Source organism: Mucilaginibacter celer (assembly GCF_003576455.2).
Classification (GTDB): Bacteria; Bacteroidota; Bacteroidia; order Sphingobacteriales; family Sphingobacteriaceae; genus Mucilaginibacter; species Mucilaginibacter celer.
The window spans coordinates 6502176-6520724 of sequence record NZ_CP032869.1 but is presented as its reverse complement, the minus strand read 5'-3'; the positions used below and the strand labels follow the sequence as shown (position 1 = coordinate 6520724).

Below are 18549 nucleotides of genomic sequence, written 5' to 3'. Positions count from 1 at the left end.
TTAGAGGTTGGAGATCAGAGATTAGTTAGTTGCGCCAATTTCATGTTAATCCTCAAATCAAGAGAATCAAGGTTTAAAACAATCAAATCACAATAATATTAACTTAAAAAAGCTTCGCTTTTAACGGGGCAAGGAGGGGGAAAATGTTCGTAGTAAAAAGAGACGGTAGAAGAGAGTCCGTAAAATTTGACAAGATCACAGCACGTATTGAAAAACTGTGCTACGGGTTTCAATTAGTCGACCCGATTGATGTAGCTAAAAAAGTAATTGAAGGTTTATTTGATGGCGTAACCACCTCCGAGCTGGATAACCTGGCTGCCGAAACCGCCGCTTCATTAACCACCAAACACCCGGACTACGCTTTATTAGCGTCGCGCATTGCGGTATCAAACCTGCACAAAAACACCATCAAATCGTTTTCTGAAACAATGCGCCTCCTGCATGAGTACGTTGACAAGAAAACCGGCAAAGATGCATCGCTTATTGCCGATGATGTATGGGAAGTGATTCAGGAAAATGCCGAGCTGTTAGACAGTACCATTATTTACGATCGTGATTTTGGTTTCGATTATTTCGGTTTCAAAACCCTCGAAAAATCGTACCTGTTAAAAATTGATGGTAAAATTGCCGAGCGCCCTCAGCATTTGTTCATGCGCGTATCGGTAGGGATCCACAAAAACGATATCGAGAGCGCCATTAAAACATACCATTTAATGAGCGAGCGTTGGTTTACTCACGCTACACCTACATTATTTAATGCCGGTACACCAAAACCACAAATGTCATCATGCTTTTTGTTAACCATGAAAGATGACAGCATTGAAGGTATTTATGATACACTGAAACAAACCGCCAAAATTTCGCAAAGCGCCGGTGGTATTGGTTTAAGCATCCACAATGTAAGGGCTACAGGTTCATACATCAGCGGCACCAACGGTACCAGCAATGGTATCATCCCGATGTTGCGTGTATTTAACGATACCGCACGTTATGTTGACCAGGGCGGTGGCAAGCGTAAAGGCGCTTTCGCTGTATACTTAGAGCCATGGCATGCAGATATCTTCGAATTTTTGGATCTGCGTAAAAACCACGGTAAAGAAGAAATGCGCGCCCGTGATTTGTTCTATGCCCTTTGGGTATCAGACCTGTTTATGCAACGCGTTGAAGCCAATGAAGATTGGAGCTTATTCTGCCCGCACGAAGCACCAGGCCTGGCCGATTGCTGGGGTAAAGAATTTGAAGAACTTTACGTTAAATACGAAAAAGAAGGCCGTCAACGCCGTACAGTAAAAGCACAGGAACTTTGGTTCGCGGTGTTAGATGCACAGGTTGAAACCGGTACTCCATACTTATTATATAAGGATGCAGCCAACGGTAAATCGAACCAGCAAAACCTGGGTACCATTAAAAGCTCAAACCTTTGCACCGAGATCATCGAGTACACCGATGCAAACGAGGTAGCTGTTTGTAACCTGGCTTCATTAGCATTGCCACGCTACATCAATAACGGCACTTTTGATCATGATAAACTTTACGAAGTAACTTACCAGGCAACCGTGAACCTGAACAGGATTATTGATGGTAACTACTACCCGGTTAAAGAAGCCGAATATTCAAACCTGCGTCACCGCCCTATCGGTTTAGGTGTACAAGGTTTGGCCGATACTTTCATCCAGCTGCGTATGCCGTTTGAAAGTGATGAAGCTAAAAAACTGAACATCGAGATCTTCGAAACCATCTACTTCGCGGCTATGACAGCTTCGAAAGATATGGCTATCAAAGATGGCGCTTACGAAACTTTCAAAGGTTCGCCACTATCGCAAGGTAAATTCCAGTTCGATTTGTGGGGTGTTAAACCAGAAAGCGGCCGTTGGGATTGGGAAAACCTGCGTTTAGATGTAATGAACCATGGCGTACGTAACTCATTGTTGGTTGCACCTATGCCAACTGCTTCTACTTCACAAATTTTGGGTAACAACGAGTGTTTTGAGCCATACACTTCAAACATTTACACCCGTCGTGTATTAAGCGGTGAGTTCATCGTAGTAAACAAATACTTACTGCGCGATTTGGTTAACCTTGGCTTGTGGAGCACCGGCATGAAAGATAAGATCATCAGCGCTAACGGTTCGATCCAGGAAATTCCTGAGATCCCTGCTGATATCAAAGCATTGTACAAAACTGTTTGGGAGATCAAAATGCGTAGCATTATTGATATGGCTGCCGACAGGGGCGCATACATTTGCCAGTCGCAATCGTTAAACCTGTTCATCAACTCGCCAAACGCTTCGAAGTTAACTTCAATGCACTTCTACGCATGGAAAAAAGGCCTGAAAACAGGTATGTACTACCTGCGTACACAAGCAGCATCGCAAGCGGTTAAATTTACAGTTGAAAACCAGGGCGGTAAAAACATGGATCCGGTTATCCCGGCCGTTGTTGATGCCGTTGCCGACGAAATTCCTGCAGGTCCAACCTGCTCGATGGAAGAAGGCTGCGTGACTTGCTCTGCGTAAGTTTTAAGTCGGAAGTTCGAAGTCGGAAAGTCCGGATAATTTTCAAAGCCCATGAACTTCGGTTTGTGGGCTTTTTTAGTTCATAGATGATGGTTCATAGATCATAGTCACGCGAGGCTTCATTTATGACACTCACATTTTATAATTGACGGTGCCATTATCTATTTTTGCCTATCCATGATCTATGAACCATAGGCCATTAACCAACAAACACAAATGACCAAACACGAGATCATCCGTTGCGAACGCTGCCAAACGCCTTTTGAATGTAAAGCCAATTCATTCACCAAGTGCCAGTGCAGTACGGTGCAACTTACTATTAACGAGGTGCAGTATGTGAGTGAGTTGTATGATGGTTGTTTATGTGCTAATTGTTTACTGGTTATTCAGCAGGAGTATAGGGAGAGTATGGGGTTGGTTTGATAAAATCCGAAACATATTTTTACAAATACCTTTTTCTTTAAATCGTATATTAACTGTATCTATGAAATGCATGTTATTATACATTTTTATAAACTTATCATTATTGGCATCCGCTCAAACCATGCCAACCAGACGAACTTTTCAGTTCAAAATGTTAAATGCAGAAACCGGGCAGCCGATGGCGTCGAAATGGTGTACTGTATTAAAAAACGCCGACGAATACGTTGATGGAGCGCATACCGATGCCGAAGGAATAGGAACTTTTACTGTACTCAATTATGATTCAACAGCTACCTACCAGGTAGAAATCGGAAATCGATCCAATAACTTCGTAAAGCCTGGCTTGTTTGATATTACCGGTATCAAAAATTCAATACCCGTGATCAAGGTATCACCTTCAAAAACATCTACAGATTTTACCTGTGGCGAAGTATTATATGGAGGCTATCATCCGCTCGAGCCGTATAGCATAACAGACCTGCCAAAATCTATACAGGCAAAAACCAAAAGCTTATTAATAAACAGAGTTGGCCTCACCTATTATAAAAATTTAGTACTAAACGGCGGCCAAATACTCGACCTTAAAAAATTTTACGACCGAAACCCCAAGGCTAAGGAAAATGGATGGATCCCCCCTGCTTATTCCTTATGTTTTATGGTTTGGGATAGCGTTGCTAATAAAAACCTTTACAGTTTTAGCCTGAAGCTTAATCAGCAAGGCAAGCTTATAGGTATAGTTGAACTGCCAGACATTAAACACACCCCGGCTAAAGCGAAAATCATCAGCCAGGAACAGGCGAAGAACATCGCAAAAAAAGAAAACTTTGGGGATGCTGATGCACGAATGCAATATTCCACAACAGAGGGATCAATTTTATGGAAACTCGAACGCATGGATCCAGGCCCTGCTGATTCGACCGCTATCTCCACCCTTTTGATAAATGCACATTCGGGCAAGATTATTAGTAAAACGAAGGTCAATAAAATAGTGATGTATTGATCGATCATTGTACATTTTCAACTTCCCATTAATCCTTTTCCATTTCCATCAGTCATATAAATGTACATCTTCAATACAGATGATGGATTAAAGAATTTACGCCATGAAAAGGAAATTTGTTGCTTTGGCACTATTAATATCAACAGTAATATCAATATCAGGCTGTGTAGTACGTGAAGATTACGGCCGCCACCACAGGTACCGTAACGGGTATAATAACGGATACAATAATGGTTATCACAATGGTGAAGATCATGGCCATTATCACGACAGAGGTTATTAATTTAAGTTTTCCATAAGTAGTTTTATTGAGTGAGGGATGAAAGAGGGCGCCTGGTTTTACCGGCGCTCTTTTTGTTTAAACTCAATTCTTATCCGTCAAATCAACATAAAACAAATTAAATATCTTAAAAAAAATAAAAACAGAATTTAATTTTGTTTATTAATTATTAAGTTATAGATTTGATCAGCAACACCGCTTTCTCTTAACTAAAACTATTGATAAAAGTACTGGGCCGGCCCGCTGTATCCTAAACCAGGTCACATCGGTAACCGGCCCTTTTTGGTGCATTGGTTTATAAGCACAAACATCAATAACAACGAAATTTGCAATAGGATGGGAGCGGATACCGGCCTTGTGGCTAATGCCGGTGCAGTATGAGCGCACAGCCCGGGCCACAGGCATTGCCATTATTGTAAGCCGTTGACTAATTATGATTCCGGTGATTACTTCCGAGCTGATTATATCAAAAGCCGTCATTGCGAGGCACGAAGCAATCCCAAACTATACAGAGGGACTTGCAAAACGGCTCTGCTAATCGGGGATTGCTTCGTGCCTCGCAATGACGTCCGGGTTAGACCCTACTATAATACCTCTCCCCCTCCAAAAAAACTTTCACACAACTACTTGAAAATCAAAAATAATGTTCTTACTTTTGCAGTCCCGAAATGCGGGATAAAATAATTAGACAAAAAAGCAAGAAATGCCTACTATTCAGCAATTAGTTAGAAAAGGTAGAGTAGCTCTGGTTGACAAGAGTAAGTCGCCAGCGTTGGACAGCTGTCCACAGCGAAGAGGCGTGTGCACCCGTGTGTACACCACTACCCCTAAAAAACCAAACTCAGCAATGCGTAAAGTTGCCCGTGTGCGCTTAACCAACGGTAAAGAAGTAAACGCTTACATCCCGGGTGAAGGTCACAACTTACAGGAGCACTCTATCGTTTTGATCCGTGGTGGTCGTGTTAAAGACTTACCAGGTGTACGTTACCACATCATCCGTGGTGCACTGGATACATCAGGTGTAGCTGGCCGTAACCAACGTCGTTCAAAATATGGTACCAAACGTCCTAAACCAGGCCAGGTAGCAGCAGCGCCAACAAAAGGTAAAAAGAAATAATTAAGGAGGATAGAAAGCAATGAGAAAGTCAAAACCAAAAAAGAGAATTATCCTTCCTGATCCAAAGTTCAATGATACTTTGGTAACAAGGTTTGTAAATAACATGATGTATGATGGTAAAAAATCTACCGCGTACTCAATTTTTTACAACGCTGTTGAAATTGTTGAGAAAAAAACAAGCGAAAACGGCTTAGAAACCTGGAAAAAAGCTTTGAACAATGTAATGCCTGCTGTTGAAGTAAAAAGCCGCCGTGTAGGTGGTGCTAACTTCCAGGTACCTACAGAGGTTCGTCCGGAGCGTAAAATAGCTTTGGGTATGAAATGGCTGATCAGCTATGCTCGTCGTCGTGGTGAAAAAACCATGATGGAGAAATTAGCCGGCGAGATCATCTCAGCAGCTAAAGGCGAAGGTGCCGCTGTTAAGAAGAAAGAAGATACGCACAAAATGGCTGAGGCTAACAAAGCGTTCTCACACTTCAGATTTTAATTAGTGAATAACTGAATTAGTGAATTATTGATTTGGTAACATTTTACTAATCAATAATTCATTATTTCGGCAATTCATCCCATAAAAAATAAAATAAAGGATTGAATTATAGTTGAGTTTATACCGGGAGATGATCCTAATTTATTCAATCACTAATTCACTAATTCAATAATTCAACATTTGATATTATGTCAAGAGATCTAAAATATACAAGAAATATTGGTATTGCCGCTCACATTGATGCTGGTAAAACTACCACTACCGAGCGTATCCTTTACTATGCTGGTGTAAGCCACAAAATTGGTGAGGTACACGAAGGTGCCGCTACTATGGACTGGATGGCCCAGGAGCAAGAGCGTGGTATCACCATCACTTCGGCTGCAACAACCGTAAACTGGAAATACCGTAACCACAACTATCATATGAACATCATTGATACCCCTGGTCACGTGGACTTTACCGTAGAGGTAAACCGTTCATTACGTGTACTTGACGGTTTGGTGTTCTTATTCAGCGCGGTTGACGGTGTTGAGCCTCAGTCAGAAACTAACTGGCGTTTGGCTAACAACTACAACGTTCCGCGTATTGGTTTCGTTAACAAAATGGACCGCTCTGGTGCCGATTTCCTTAACGTGGTAAAACAGGTTAAAGAAATGCTGGGCAGCGTTGCTATCCCATTGCAGTTACCTATCGGTGCTGAAGACCAGTTTAAAGGTGTGGTTGATTTGATCAACTTCCGTGGTATTGTTTGGAATGAGCACGATAAAGGTATGACCTTTACCGAAGTGCCAATTCCGGCCGATATGCTTGACGAAGCTACTGAGTGGAGAGAGAAATTGTTAGAAGCTGTTGCCGAGTTTGACGACTCGTTAATGGAGAAATTCTTCGACGATCCTTCTACCATCACCGAGCGTGAAGTATTAGACGCTTTACGTCAGGCTACATTAGCCGGTAAAATCGTTCCGATGACTTGCGGTTCATCTTTCAAAAACAAAGGTGTACAAACCATGCTTGACTATGTAATGGAGTTAATGCCTTCACCTTTGGATTCAAAAGGTGTTGTTGGTACTAACCCTGATACCGGTGCCGAGGTTTTGGTTAAACCAGATGTGAAAGAACCATTTGCAGCATTGGCATTTAAAATTGCTACCGATCCATTCGTAGGTCGTTTGTGCTTCATCCGCGTTTACTCTGGTAACCTTGATGCAGGTTCGTACGTGTATAACATGCGTTCAGAAAGCAAAGAACGTATCAGCCGTATCTTCCAGATGCATGCTAACAAGCAAAACCCTATCCCTAATGTAGGTGCAGGTGATATTGCTGCGGTAGTAGGCTTTAAAGATATCAAAACAGGTGATACCCTTTGCGACGAGAAAAACCAGTTGGTACTTGAGTCGATGGTATTCCCTGAGCCGGTTATCGGCTTGGCGATTGAGCCTAAAACTCAGGCCGACGTTGATAAATTAGGTATCGCTTTAGGTAAACTGGCAGAAGAGGATCCAACTTTCCGCGTACAAACAGATCAGGATACTGGTCAAACAGTTATCTCTGGTATGGGAGAGTTACACCTTGATATTTTGATGGACCGCTTAAAACGTGAGTTTAAAGTGGAAGTTAACCAGGGTGCTCCGCAGGTAGCTTACAAAGAGGCTATCACCGGTACAGTTCAACACCGCGAAACCTACAAAAAACAAACTGGTGGTCGTGGTAAATTCGCTGATATCCAGGTTATCATTTCTCCGGCCGACGATAATAAAGAAGGCTTACAGTTTGTTAACGAGATTGTTGGTGGTGCTATCCCACGTGAGTTTATCCCATCTGTTGAAAAAGGCTTTAAATCGGCTATGGACAATGGTGTACTTGCAGGCTTCCCGCTTACCAGCTTAAAAGTTCGTTTGATTGATGGTTCATTCCACGCAGTCGATTCGGACGCGTTATCATTCGAGATCGCCGGTCGTTCAGCTTACCGTGAAGCGTTGCCAAAATGTAAACCGGTATTATTAGAGCCAATCATGAAAATCGAGATCTTAACCCCTGAAGAAAACATGGGTGACGTTATCGGTGACATGAACCGTCGTCGTGGCCAGCTGCAAGGTATGGACACCCGTAATGGTTCGCAGGTAATTAAAGCAATGGTACCACTTTCTGAAATGTTTGGTTACGTAACTCAATTACGTACTATCACTTCGGGCCGTGCAACTTCAACTATGGAGTTTGATCATTACGCAGAAGCACCTCGTAACGTACAAGACGAAGTTGTAGCCAAATCAAAAGGCCGCAAACAAGTTGCTATCGACTAAATTTAATTTTGAATTATTGAGTTAGTGATTTAGTGAATTAAAAACTAATAGCTAACTCAGTAATTTAATTAACAATAACCCGACCGGCCATAATAAATAGCTCTTATGGTTTGGTCAAAATCAAATCGGTGAAATCACCTTAATCAGTGAAATCACTAAAAATTAATTAACAATGAGCCAAAGAATCAGGATCAAATTGAAATCTTACGATTACAACCTGGTAGACAAATCTGCCGAGAAAATCGTAAAAACAGTAAAGCCAACAGGCGCTGTAGTTAGCGGACCACTTCCGTTACCAACCGAAAAGAAAATCTTCACCGTATTACGTTCACCACACGTAAACAAAAAAGCACGTGAGCAATTCCAACTTTGCTCATACAAACGCTTATTAGACATTTACAGCTCAAACTCAAAAACTGTAGATGCCCTGATGAAGCTTGAATTGCCAAGCGGTGTTGAGGTTGAGATCAAAGTTTGATAGAGGACCGGCCTACTGAAAGGTGTAGGACTAAAAATAAAAAGACCATTTGCGTAAGCGGATGGTTTTTTTTTGTGGGGGGTGCGCTATACTCTCCGCGTGCGTCATTGCAATGTTAGATTTGTCTGAACCGGGCTTTGGGTAGATTTCCCGGATTTATGGGATTTTTCTCGTCCTCTCATCTGTCTGAACTCGAATTTGGGGGAATTATTAGAATTTTTTGAATTTGCCTGGCATTCCACTAATTCCTTAATTTGATAAATTCGAGTTCAGACAAAACAACCAGACAAAAAATCCTGCCCATCCCAAAAATCCCCCCAAATCCCGGTTCAGACAAAAATCAACGAAATCAACGAAATCAAAAACATCAACGGTTATCTTTGCCCACATGCTGATATCACCATCTACCCTACGCACCTTTACCGAAGATATTTTCAAGGCAATAGGCTGTAGCCATGAACACGCCGCATTAGCTGCCGATGTACTGCTCAAATCAGATTTAAGAGGCATCGACTCGCACGGCGTGGCGCGTTTAAGCGGCTATGTACGCCTATGGGAGAAGAAACGAATTAATCCCGTACCGAACATCCGGATAGTACACGAAACACCCACCACAGCCACCATTGATGGCGACGCGGGCCTTGGTTTGGTGGTAGCGCCTTTCGCGATGGAAGTTGCGATTAAAAAAGCAGAACTATATGGCTCGGGTTGGGTATCGGTACGCAATTCCAATCACTTTGGTATTGCCGGCTATCATGGGTTGATGGCAGTAGAAAAAGATATGATCGGCTTCGCCATGACCAATGCCAGTCCGCTGGTGGCCCCCACTTTCTCTAACGAGCGTTTACTGGGAACCAACCCGATGTGCTATGCTTTTCCGGCCGGCAAATATCCACCGGTAATTGTTGATATGGCAACCTCGGCGGCGGCCAATGGCAAGCTGGAAATAGCCCAGCGTTTAGGAAAACAAGTACCAGAAGGCTGGATCCAGGACAAAGAGGGTAATTACACAACCGATCCGCATGCGCTGAAAACCGGTGGCTCGCTCCTGCCCCTTGGTAGTGATCGCGATCATGGCAGTCACAAAGGCTTCGGATTAAGTGCGACCGTTGATATTCTATCAGCAGTATTATCAGGTGCAAACTATGGCCCATGGGTGCCGCCGTTTGTTGCATTTCTTGATCCTCCTGCTGACCCTGTTGGTGCTGGTATAGGCCACTTTTTAGGCGCAATGCGGGTTGATGGTTTCCGCCCGGTTGATGAGTTTAAAAACCATTTAGATAACTGGATAGAGCGGTTTAAATCATCATCTACGGTTGATCCGGATCAAAAGGTAATCATCCCCGGCGAGCCGGAGTTAGAAGCAGAAGCTGATAGGTTAGCGAATGGCATACCATTAGTTGATGCCGTTGTAGAAGATTTGAATAAACTGGCTGAGCGGTTTGGAATAACTAAACTTTAAAAAACTCAAAACGGGTACATAGAATGAATTGCAACCCCACTTCCATCAAAAATGGCTATAATGTTTTTATATCTGATTGACCCAGGAAAAGTTTTAATTGATATTACTGAATTATCTTCCAATACGCTTTTCTTTCCATTATACATAAGTATGACTTGATCAAAATATTCAATAACGCATCCATTCGGTACAATCTTCGTCGAAATAGGTTTTATGGCCATATTGCTTTTAGTAACTCCTTTCGGCAATAAAAAATCAGTCGAACTCAATTTTACTGGTGAGTCCTTGTTATCTTTTCTAAAAGATAGTCCTTTTAAACTTCCATCGTTTAAAAAGAAAAAACAATTATTTGAACTGTTAAAAGAGTAGACAATATTTTCTTCGTCTATTCGAGAATTACTCAATAAATCATGCAAAGAATAGGCTTCGGTACCAACATCATCAATGCTGATTTTATTTGTATTAGCTTCATCTTTATATAAATACTTTCTTTCCTCTGTTCTGCTAAAAGCACTTTTTAAGTAATCGAAATTTCTTTGTGATTCGTAATTCAATACATCGTAGCCACTCCAACCAGATCTTAGCGAATTTTTGGAAACTGGCTTAGGTTTAACTTTTAACCTACTTCCTATCTCTACCATTTGGCCATGGAATAAGCCGTCCGAATTAGACGAAATCATTACAGATCCAGATTTGGCATTGATGTTTGTCGTTTTCGCGTCGAATACTCTCTCTATTTTTTCGTTAAGATGAACGGAATTATCATCGTTAATACTAAAACCTGATTCGTATAAACCTTGTCTATTTCCAATAAATAATCTCATTCCATAGACTTGCATATCAAATACGGGGACACTTTCTAACGTTTGTAATACTTTGGGTTCCGATTTATCCATGGTGAATTCATACTCAATATTGGTATACTTTCGCCAAAGTTTATCAAAACCTTCTTTGAATTGTTTTATAGAAAAAAAAGATTTTCCTTGTTCATTCTTTAACCAATTATTTTGAGAAAAAATAATTTTAAAGAAGTCGTGTTCTTCAGACCCTGGATATATATGTTGAGTTATAATATCCCATAATGGAATGGTTTTTAATTCACCTCCATTCTCAATAAGAAATAGTTGTCCGCCGTATAAATACCCATCCTGAAAATCTCCCTTAATGTAGAATCTAATAGTCTTCATAAAGTTCCTTTTTCTATTTTAACTATTACATGTAGCGGCAATTTATCCTTTAACAAATCAAGTTGTTCCGATGATGGTCGATTTTGAGGTTCATCGGTTGAAACCGGATATCCATGCCATGGCTCTCCATTATTTCTTTCATTTGGAAATTTAGCCAATTTTTCGCCATTTTTTCCAAGAGTCACCTTTGCAGAGTCTATTATACTAAAAATACAATTATTTTCTTGCGAAAACCAACAATTATAATCTTCTGCCGCAGGTTTAAATACGCTATATTCTTCTCCCTCGTCAATACACCACCTTGTCTTCTGCTTTTTATATTTAGCAGTTCTTCGATGGTCTTGTTTTGATGTGTAATAATGTCCATTAACGGTTGGTCCATATGTACCATCTAAATTTCTCGCGTACTTAATTAAGGGCATAAAATATAAATATATCTATCTTCATAAAGATATATTTATTTATAATAAAAATAGAAATATTGTATTAATAACAAATAACAACTTCGGCGAGATTGCTACTTGAATAAAAGTTAAAGGCCTGTTTTGCTTCGCAAAACAGGCCTTTAACAATAGTTTCCCCTTCAGGGGGGTAGGGGGTTAATGAATCAGGTTAAACAACCTGCTCCAGCGGATTTTATGAATAAACGATGCGTTATCATCAATACTCATCCAGATAAACAGTGCCTTGCCTACAATATGATCTTCAGGAACAAAACCCCAGAAACGTGAATCTTCCGAGTTGTGGCGGTTATCACCCATCATAAAATAATAATTCATTTTAAAGGTGTAGCTATCGGCTTTTTGTCCGTTAATGAGGATATTACCATCACTTACTTCAACCTTATTGCCTTCATAAACCGAAATACAACGGGCATATAGCGGATAAGTAAGGCTATCCAGCTTCACAGTCCAGCCTTTTTTGGGTACTATGATGGGCCCGAAATTGTCTACATTCCATTTATAATCAGGGATTTTAGGTGTAAGTACCGGGTTGGCAAACGCAGCAGGATATACCGCGTTAATCGGATCAGATGCCCCGCGCGGAGCTACCTCCTTCGTTACTGATTTAATTCCCGAATAGCTGCGTAATATCCGGGCCGATTCTTCGGTAGTGTTAGTTCTAAACTCCGGACTGTTTAAACCATCCGGCGGAACATCCGAAAGATGCAGATCAGTTGCCAGCTGCGGGTTTAAGCCGTTTCCGTCGGTTTTAACCAGGTATGTCATTTCGCCTTTAGGTGGTGTAATTGCGGCTTTCGAATTTATAAACACCTGTGCATTAACAACACTTAAAGTATCACCCGGTGTACCCTGGCAACGTTTTATATAATTTTCACGCTTGTCAACCGGTCGGTATAATGGCGAATCAGCATCCATCGGGTAGTTAAATACCACCACGTCGCCTTTTTTAATATCGCTTAAACCGGGCAGGCGGTAATATGGCAGCTCAATACCGTCCCAGTAAGCCTTGGTGTTAATAAGCGGCATGGTATGGTGCGCAAACGGAAATGCTAAAGGCGTCATCGGTAAACGCGCGCCGTAGTTTACCTTACTCACAAACAGGTAGTCGCCAATAAGCAGCGAACTTTCCATCGAAGCACTTGGAATTACATAAGCTTCGATAAACAGCGTACGAATCAGCGTAGCCGCTATTACCGCGAAGATGATTGCATCGGTCCACTCGCGGGTTTGAGTTTTTTTGAGGGCTACTTTATATTTTTCCCTGAATGCCGGGCCGGCCGATTGGCCCAGGTATTTGGTATCCTTATCACCTCCCCACTTCGGGAAATAAATAAAAGGCAATACCACACCTTGAAAATGCTCTGCAAGGGTAAATTTTCCGTACGATTTTAAAAAATCGATAAGCAGCCCCAACGCGACTAAAAAATTAAGACCGGGTACAAGCAGCAGAATAAACCACCATGCAGGTCGGCCGGTAAGCTTAATGATTATTAAAAAATTATATAACGGTACTATACCCTCCCAACCTGGCCTGCCTGCTTTTTGAAATAGCTTCCACAAACCGGCAAATGGTAATATTATAAAAAGAACAAATGCAATTATTAATCCTATTCCGTTCACAATGCTGTTTTTAAATTATAATTAATGGATCCCCCTGAATAAACGGTTCCAACGGATCTTATCAAAAAATGCCGCGGTGCTGTCAATACTCATCCAGGTAAATAAAGCCTTACCTACTACGTGATCTTCGGGTACAAAACCCCAAAAGCGCGAATCTTCCGAATTGTGGCGGTTATCGCCCATCATCCAGTAGTAGTTCATTTTAAAAGTATAAGTATCGGCTTTTTTTCCGTTAATGAATACATCCGCGCCTTTAACTTCTACCTTATTATTTTCGTAAATTTCGATAGCACGGCCATATACCGGGAAGGTGAGGCTATCCAGCTTAACCGTCCATCCTTTTTTAGGGATGATAATAGGGCCGTAATTATCTACATTCCAGGTATAGTGCGGAAATTTAGATGATATTTTATAACGGGGATATTTAACCGGATATACCGGATTCAGGGGATCGGCAGTGCCTTTCATGGTTATTGCCGGTATTATTGATTTTACGTTTGAGTATGTTTTTAAAGTGGCCAGGGCCTCTTTAGTCATCTTCATTTCATAACGGTTATCGCCCATGGGTTGCGGCTCTTCTATTTTAAGTTCATTCAAAATAGCCGGGTTAAACTCCGTTCCGTTGGTTTGAACAAAATAGCCTTCTTTCCCTCTTTCGGGGTTGGGTGCTTTTTTACCATTTACATAAACCTGGGCATCAACAACACTTAAAGTATCGCCTGGTGTGCCCTGGCATCGCTTAATAATATTCTCGCGTTTATCCACCGGGCGAAAATAAGGTGAGTCTGCTTCTATCGGCGCGTTAAAAACCACAATATCCTGTTTTTTAATATCACTTAAACCCGGCAAACGGTAGTAAGGCAGCTTAACCCCATCCCAGTAGGCTTTGGTACCAAAGGGGGTGGTGTGGTGCATAAATGGGAACGATATGGGTGTTATCGGCATCCTTGCGCCGTAATTCACTTTACTTACAAACAGGTAATCGCCCACAAGCAGCGAGTTTTCCATCGAGCCGCTGGGGATAACGTAAGCTTCGATAAATAAGGTGCGGATAAGGGTGGCAGCTATAACAGCAAAAATGATGGCGTCGCCCCATTCACGAAGCGTGCTTTTTTTCTTTTTTACCTTAGTTGTATTTTTCTTTTTCCAGAATTTCCAGTTCATAATCTTGATGTGCAGATTTCAGATGTGCAAATGTGCAGATTTTTTGATGTTTATATTTGTTGTATAAGATATATGTTACACGTTATATGTTACGCTCTTCAATATTAAATATAGGTTTTCATTAATTAATCATTTTTGCGTTCAAAATCTACACATTTGCACATCTGAAATCTGCACATATCCCTAATTAATTCTGCTAAAGACTCTGTTCCATCTTATTTTATTGAAAGATGGAGCTTCAGCGTCCCAGCTCATCCACACAAACACGGCCTTCCCCACAATATGATCTTCGGGTACAAAGCCCCAAAAACGCGAATCTTCCGAATTATGGCGGTTATCGCCCATCATCCAGTAGTAATTCATTTTAAAGGTATAGCTATCCGTTTTTTTCCCGTTAATGAATATATCCTTGCCCTTAACAGCTAACCCGTTATTTTCGTAAACCGAAATAGCCCTGCTGTAAAGCGGGAGTGTAACGCTATCCAGTTTTACCGTCCAACCAGCTTTGGGGATAACAAACGGCCCCCAGTTATCCTCGTTCCACCTCAGCCGCGGATTATGCGGAAATACTTCCGGATCATAAAATCCACGTAGCCGCACATCGGGCTTCACACTTTTGATATATGGTGATAATGCTAATTTCTCTGCAGAGGCAGCTGTAGTATTCAGTGTATAATCGGCCCGGGTAAACTGTTGCACATCTTTTAAATGAAGCCTGTAACGCATATCGGGCCCGGGCGCCCTGCCTGTTCCATCGGTATGCACCCCGTATTCCATTTGGGCATTGGCTGGCGTAGTTACGGATTTTCCGTTTATATAAACCTGGCCATATTCCATTTTTATCGTATCGCCGGGGCTACCCTCGCAGCGTTTAATATAATTATCCTGTTTATCAACCGGGCGGTAATACGGCGAATCGGCATCCATTGGGTAGTTAAACACCACGGCATCACCATTTTTTACATGGCTAAAGCCGGGTAGCCGATAGTAAGGCAGCCCGATCCCTCCCCAATATGATTTAGTGCCCGTATAAGGCATCACATTATGCGCAAAAGGAAAGGCCACGGGCGTCATCGGCAGGCGTGCACCGTAATTTATTTTACTTACAAACAAAAAATCGCCCACCATTAATGAGCTCTCCATAGATGAAGAAGGGATGGTATAGGCCTCCAAAAAAAATCCCCTGATAGCACAGGCCACAAGCAGGGCAAAAAAAGCAGCCTCTGCCAGTTCGCGAACCGGAGACTTTACTGTTTTGCCGTACCTTTCCCTGAAATCGTCACCCGCTACGGGCCCCACATATTGCGTGTGCTTGTCAAAACCCCATTTGGGTATAAACACAAAGGGCAGCAATACCGCCATGGTAATTTGCCGCACACGTACCTTGCCAAATGATTTATGGAAATCGATAAGAATGACGAAAAAAAGAATAAGATTGATACCAGGTACCGCGAGCAACAACAGCCACCACCATGGCCGCTGGTTTAACTTAAGCATAATATAAAGGTGGTAAACAGGGATAAGAGCTTCCCAACCCCGCCTGCCGGCCTTTTCAAAAAGCTTCCAGTAACCGGCCAGTATTAACAGCAATAGCGGGCTTATTGTGATAAAAACACCCATATAGCCCGCTATTCCCATTGGTATTAACAGTATAGTTTAGCTGTTAAAATCAAACATGGCTTCTACCGAGTAGAAACCTTTTTTATCGTGCAGCCACTCGGCGGCCAGTACGGCACCAAGGGCAAAACCGTTTCGGTTATGCGCCGTATGTTTAAACTCGATGCTATCCACCTCCGAATCATAAATAACTGTATGCGTACCCGGCACACTGTCAATCCTTAACGATTCGATCAGCAACTGGTTAGGCGCAACATTGGCATCGTCATCTTTATCATCAGTGGTTAAAACATTAACCCACTCGTTTTTACTATCAGTATTGTTGATAATGCCTTCAGCAATGGTGATGGCGGTACCGCTTGGCGAATCGAGTTTTTGAATGTGATGAATTTCTTCAACCTGTACCTCGTAGTAAGGATAGCGGTTCATCACTTTAGCCAGCAACTTGTTAACATGGAAAAACACGTTAACCCCCACGCTAAAGTTTGATGCATACAACAGCGAATTGTCGCCCTCCTCGCACAGTTGCTTTACTTCGTTCAGTTTTTCGTACCAGCCGGTGGTACCAACAACTACGGGCACGCCTGCATTAAAGCAATGCTTAATATTATCCAATACCGATGCCGGAGTAGTAAACTCAATTACCACATCGGCTTTCTGAAGATTTTCGGGAGTTAGATCATGAAGCGTTTCATGATCGATGGTCAATACAATTTCGTGCTTGCGGCTCTGGGCAATCTTTTCGATGATCTTGCCCATTTTTCCGTAGCCAAGTAACGCTATTTTCATTTCGGTTATCTGGTTTTCCTTAATTAAAACGTAAAGGTAACTTTTAAACCCGGAATATAGCTATTATTAAGTCCTGTTGCATATGTGGGTTGGTTAATTAATCCCGGCGCAACTTTAAACGACAGGTTATTATCCACCGTGTACGAGTGGATAAACTTGGCATCGATATAGGCATCAATAATCTGGATGCCCCAAACACCTAAAAAGCCAAAAATGCTCAGGTCGCGGTTACGGCGGGAGTTTTCACGTGCATCGTTCAGGTTGGCATCAGGTACTCCATTATCCCGAAAAGCGATATACTCCTCGTAATAAGGATCACCTTTTTTAGGTGGGTTGCCCTGCCGGTACCTCGAAATAGTAAGGTATTCTTTATAATAATGCTGGTTATCAATAATGTTTTTGGTAAACAAGCCTAAGCCAACGTAAATAGCGGGCATTTTCCACCACCAACCTGTGCGGTTATACCACTGTCCCCAGCCGGGTATCATTAATGAGCGCATAACCGCCTTATGCGGGCTGTGCAGGCTATCGGGATGGTAAATTTTTTCTTTTGCGGGATCAATGCGGGGAGCAAATGATCCTATTTGCGTTCCGGAGGCTTTCCTTTTTACTTTTTGGATGGTGTCCACTTTTTTTGCGGCTGTAGTATCAACCTGTGCTTTGGCTGCAAAGGCAAAAAAAGTGAACAATCCTAAAAATAACAGAGATCTATACATTATAAATATTAGCTTTACCAGTCAAGCATTTCCAGGATCCGACCGAGATCATCTTCCGAAAGGAAGGGAATTTCGATAACGCCGCTACCCCGGCTGCCTACTTTCAGTTTTACACGTGTGCTGAATTTCGAAGCCAGGTCGTCCTGGATCTTCTGCAACTGGTACGATACCGGCTCGGGTTGTTTGCCCTCTTTTTTTACCGGTGCTTTTTGCATATCCCTTACCAGTTCTTCAACCTTACGAACGGATAAACCTTCTTTTATGATATGCTGATGTATAAATATTTGTTTTGTAGGATCGGTAAGCGTTAAAATAGCCTTGGCATGACCCATGGTAAGCTCGCCATCGCGTATCGAAGCCTGGATAACCGGCGGCAACCTCAACAAACGAAGATAATTGGTAACGGTCGAGCGGTTTTTGCTTACCCTGTCGCCCAGCTCTTCCTGTTTCAGGTTACATTCCTCAATCATCCGCTGAAAGCTAAGGGCAACCTCAATGGCATTCAGGTTTTCGCGCTGAATGTTTTCGATGAGGGCCATTTCCAGCATCTGCTGGTCATTAGCTGTACGCACGTAGGCCGGGATCTGGGTTAAACCTGCCAGTTTTGAAGCACGGAAGCGGCGTTCGCCCGAGATTAGCTGGTATTTATGCGCACTTACTTTGCGCAGGGTAATAGGCTGGATAAGGCCCTGCAGTTTGATCGAATCGGATAACTCGGCTAATGCCTGCTCATCAAAATCGGTACGGGGCTGAAACGGGTTTACCTCAATTTCATCCAGCTTTATTTCATTTACCGAGCCGAGGTCGTTTACCTCGGCCGGGCTTGCAGTTTCTTTACTTTTATTTTGGTATGGTTGTACGTTGGGCGTATCATTCAACAGCGCGCTCAGTCCCTTGCCCAGGGCATTTCTCTTTTCACCACTCATTTG

At 42.3% G+C, this 18549-nt stretch carries 17 protein-coding genes; 9 read left to right on the top strand and 8 right to left on the bottom strand.

Translation table 11 applies throughout. The annotated features are described in order from the left end of the window. Positions 1 to 143 precede the first annotated feature (143 nt). The 9 genes from HYN43_RS27205 (at position 144) to HYN43_RS27160 (ending at position 10063) form a co-directional block, all read left to right on the top strand. A complete protein-coding gene (locus HYN43_RS27205) occupies positions 144 to 2516 on the top strand; it encodes a ribonucleoside-diphosphate reductase subunit alpha (RefSeq protein ID WP_119407003.1) in 2373 nt (790 codons plus the stop codon). 216 nt (positions 2517 to 2732) lie between these two features. Continuing rightward, entirely contained in the window at positions 2733 to 2939 is a 207-nt protein-coding gene (locus HYN43_RS27200) for a cysteine-rich CWC family protein (RefSeq protein WP_119407002.1), read from the top strand. 121 nt (positions 2940 to 3060) lie between these two features. Further along, complete coding sequence (locus HYN43_RS27195; protein WP_162996651.1) at positions 3061 to 3939, top strand: PepSY domain-containing protein; 879 nt, start codon at positions 3061 to 3063, stop codon at positions 3937 to 3939. Between the two features lie 103 nt (positions 3940 to 4042). Then, positions 4043 to 4222 (top strand): hypothetical protein, encoded by a 180-nt coding sequence (locus HYN43_RS27190; RefSeq protein WP_119407000.1) that lies wholly within the window; start codon positions 4043 to 4045, stop codon positions 4220 to 4222. A 700-nt stretch (positions 4223 to 4922) separates the two neighbouring features. Further along, the gene (gene rpsL / locus HYN43_RS27180) at positions 4923 to 5336 is read left to right on the top strand and encodes a 30S ribosomal protein S12 (RefSeq protein WP_073405808.1); all 414 of its coding nucleotides are present in this window, start codon (positions 4923 to 4925) and stop codon (positions 5334 to 5336) included. A gap of 19 nt (positions 5337 to 5355) precedes the next feature. Next, positions 5356 to 5823 (top strand): 30S ribosomal protein S7, encoded by a 468-nt coding sequence (rpsG, locus tag HYN43_RS27175; protein WP_022830654.1) that lies wholly within the window; start codon positions 5356 to 5358, stop codon positions 5821 to 5823. A 188-nt stretch (positions 5824 to 6011) separates the two neighbouring features. After that, positions 6012 to 8123, top strand: a complete 2112-nt coding sequence (fusA, locus tag HYN43_RS27170; RefSeq protein WP_119406998.1) for an elongation factor G — start codon at positions 6012 to 6014, stop codon at positions 8121 to 8123. A 172-nt stretch (positions 8124 to 8295) separates the two neighbouring features. Next, positions 8296 to 8601 (top strand): 30S ribosomal protein S10, encoded by a 306-nt coding sequence (rpsJ, locus tag HYN43_RS27165; protein WP_022830652.1) that lies wholly within the window; start codon positions 8296 to 8298, stop codon positions 8599 to 8601. 388 nt (positions 8602 to 8989) lie between these two features. Then, positions 8990 to 10063 (top strand): Ldh family oxidoreductase, encoded by a 1074-nt coding sequence (locus HYN43_RS27160; RefSeq protein ID WP_119406997.1) that lies wholly within the window; start codon positions 8990 to 8992, stop codon positions 10061 to 10063. A 5-nt stretch (positions 10064 to 10068) separates the two neighbouring features. Here the strand turns inward: HYN43_RS27160 and HYN43_RS27155 are convergent, their stop codons facing one another. The 8 genes from HYN43_RS27155 to HYN43_RS27120 form a co-directional block, all read right to left on the bottom strand. Then, on the bottom strand, positions 10069 to 11250 hold the full coding sequence (locus HYN43_RS27155; RefSeq protein WP_119406996.1) for a hypothetical protein: 1182 nt from the start codon (positions 11248 to 11250) through the stop codon (positions 10069 to 10071). Then, the gene (locus tag HYN43_RS27150; protein WP_119406995.1) at positions 11247 to 11672 is read right to left on the bottom strand and encodes a hypothetical protein; all 426 of its coding nucleotides are present in this window, start codon (positions 11670 to 11672) and stop codon (positions 11247 to 11249) included. Before HYN43_RS27150 ends, HYN43_RS27155 begins: the two co-directional genes overlap by 4 nt. 177 nt (positions 11673 to 11849) lie before the next feature. Further along, on the bottom strand, positions 11850 to 13274 hold the full coding sequence (lepB, locus tag HYN43_RS27145) for a signal peptidase I (RefSeq protein WP_245447037.1): 1425 nt from the start codon (positions 13272 to 13274) through the stop codon (positions 11850 to 11852). An 81-nt stretch (positions 13275 to 13355) separates the two neighbouring features. Further along, positions 13356 to 14498 (bottom strand): signal peptidase I, encoded by a 1143-nt coding sequence (lepB, locus tag HYN43_RS27140; RefSeq protein ID WP_119406994.1) that lies wholly within the window; start codon positions 14496 to 14498, stop codon positions 13356 to 13358. A gap of 183 nt (positions 14499 to 14681) precedes the next feature. Further along, the gene (gene lepB / locus HYN43_RS27135) at positions 14682 to 16136 is read right to left on the bottom strand and encodes a signal peptidase I (protein WP_119406993.1); all 1455 of its coding nucleotides are present in this window, start codon (positions 16134 to 16136) and stop codon (positions 14682 to 14684) included. Between the two features lie 18 nt (positions 16137 to 16154). After that, positions 16155 to 16904 (bottom strand): 4-hydroxy-tetrahydrodipicolinate reductase, encoded by a 750-nt coding sequence (gene dapB / locus HYN43_RS27130; protein ID WP_119406992.1) that lies wholly within the window; start codon positions 16902 to 16904, stop codon positions 16155 to 16157. 23 nt (positions 16905 to 16927) lie between these two features. Next, positions 16928 to 17620 (bottom strand): DUF5683 domain-containing protein, encoded by a 693-nt coding sequence (locus HYN43_RS27125; protein ID WP_162996650.1) that lies wholly within the window; start codon positions 17618 to 17620, stop codon positions 16928 to 16930. A 14-nt stretch (positions 17621 to 17634) separates the two neighbouring features. Then, entirely contained in the window at positions 17635 to 18546 is a 912-nt protein-coding gene (locus HYN43_RS27120) for a ParB/RepB/Spo0J family partition protein (protein WP_119406990.1), read from the bottom strand. Between the last annotated feature and the right edge of the window lie 3 nt (positions 18547 to 18549).

Excerpts from the sequence above, each read along its gene's own strand:
- HYN43_RS27125 (WP_162996650.1), bottom strand. The coding sequence starts at position 17,620 with ATGTATAGATCTCTGTTATTTTTAGGATTGTTCACTTTTTTTGCCTTT.
- rpsG (WP_022830654.1), top strand. The coding sequence starts at position 5,356 with ATGAGAAAGTCAAAACCAAAAAAGAGAATTATCCTTCCTGATCCAAAG.
- HYN43_RS27190 (WP_119407000.1), top strand. The coding sequence starts at position 4,043 with ATGAAAAGGAAATTTGTTGCTTTGGCACTATTAATATCAACAGTAATA.
- lepB (WP_119406994.1), bottom strand. The coding sequence starts at position 14,498 with ATGAACTGGAAATTCTGGAAAAAGAAAAATACAACTAAGGTAAAAAAG.
- dapB (WP_119406992.1), bottom strand. The coding sequence starts at position 16,904 with ATGAAAATAGCGTTACTTGGCTACGGAAAAATGGGCAAGATCATCGAA.
- HYN43_RS27120 (WP_119406990.1), bottom strand. The coding sequence starts at position 18,546 with ATGAGTGGTGAAAAGAGAAATGCCCTGGGCAAGGGACTGAGCGCGCTG.
- HYN43_RS27200 (WP_119407002.1), top strand. The coding sequence starts at position 2,733 with ATGACCAAACACGAGATCATCCGTTGCGAACGCTGCCAAACGCCTTTT.
- rpsJ (WP_022830652.1), top strand. The coding sequence starts at position 8,296 with ATGAGCCAAAGAATCAGGATCAAATTGAAATCTTACGATTACAACCTG.
- HYN43_RS27160 (WP_119406997.1), top strand. The coding sequence starts at position 8,990 with ATGCTGATATCACCATCTACCCTACGCACCTTTACCGAAGATATTTTC.
- lepB (WP_119406993.1), bottom strand. The coding sequence starts at position 16,136 with ATGGGAATAGCGGGCTATATGGGTGTTTTTATCACAATAAGCCCGCTA.
- HYN43_RS27150 (WP_119406995.1), bottom strand. The coding sequence starts at position 11,672 with ATGCCCTTAATTAAGTACGCGAGAAATTTAGATGGTACATATGGACCA.
- rpsL (WP_073405808.1), top strand. The coding sequence starts at position 4,923 with ATGCCTACTATTCAGCAATTAGTTAGAAAAGGTAGAGTAGCTCTGGTT.
- HYN43_RS27205 (WP_119407003.1), top strand. The coding sequence starts at position 144 with ATGTTCGTAGTAAAAAGAGACGGTAGAAGAGAGTCCGTAAAATTTGAC.
- HYN43_RS27155 (WP_119406996.1), bottom strand. The coding sequence starts at position 11,250 with ATGAAGACTATTAGATTCTACATTAAGGGAGATTTTCAGGATGGGTAT.
- HYN43_RS27195 (WP_162996651.1), top strand. The coding sequence starts at position 3,061 with ATGCCAACCAGACGAACTTTTCAGTTCAAAATGTTAAATGCAGAAACC.
- fusA (WP_119406998.1), top strand. The coding sequence starts at position 6,012 with ATGTCAAGAGATCTAAAATATACAAGAAATATTGGTATTGCCGCTCAC.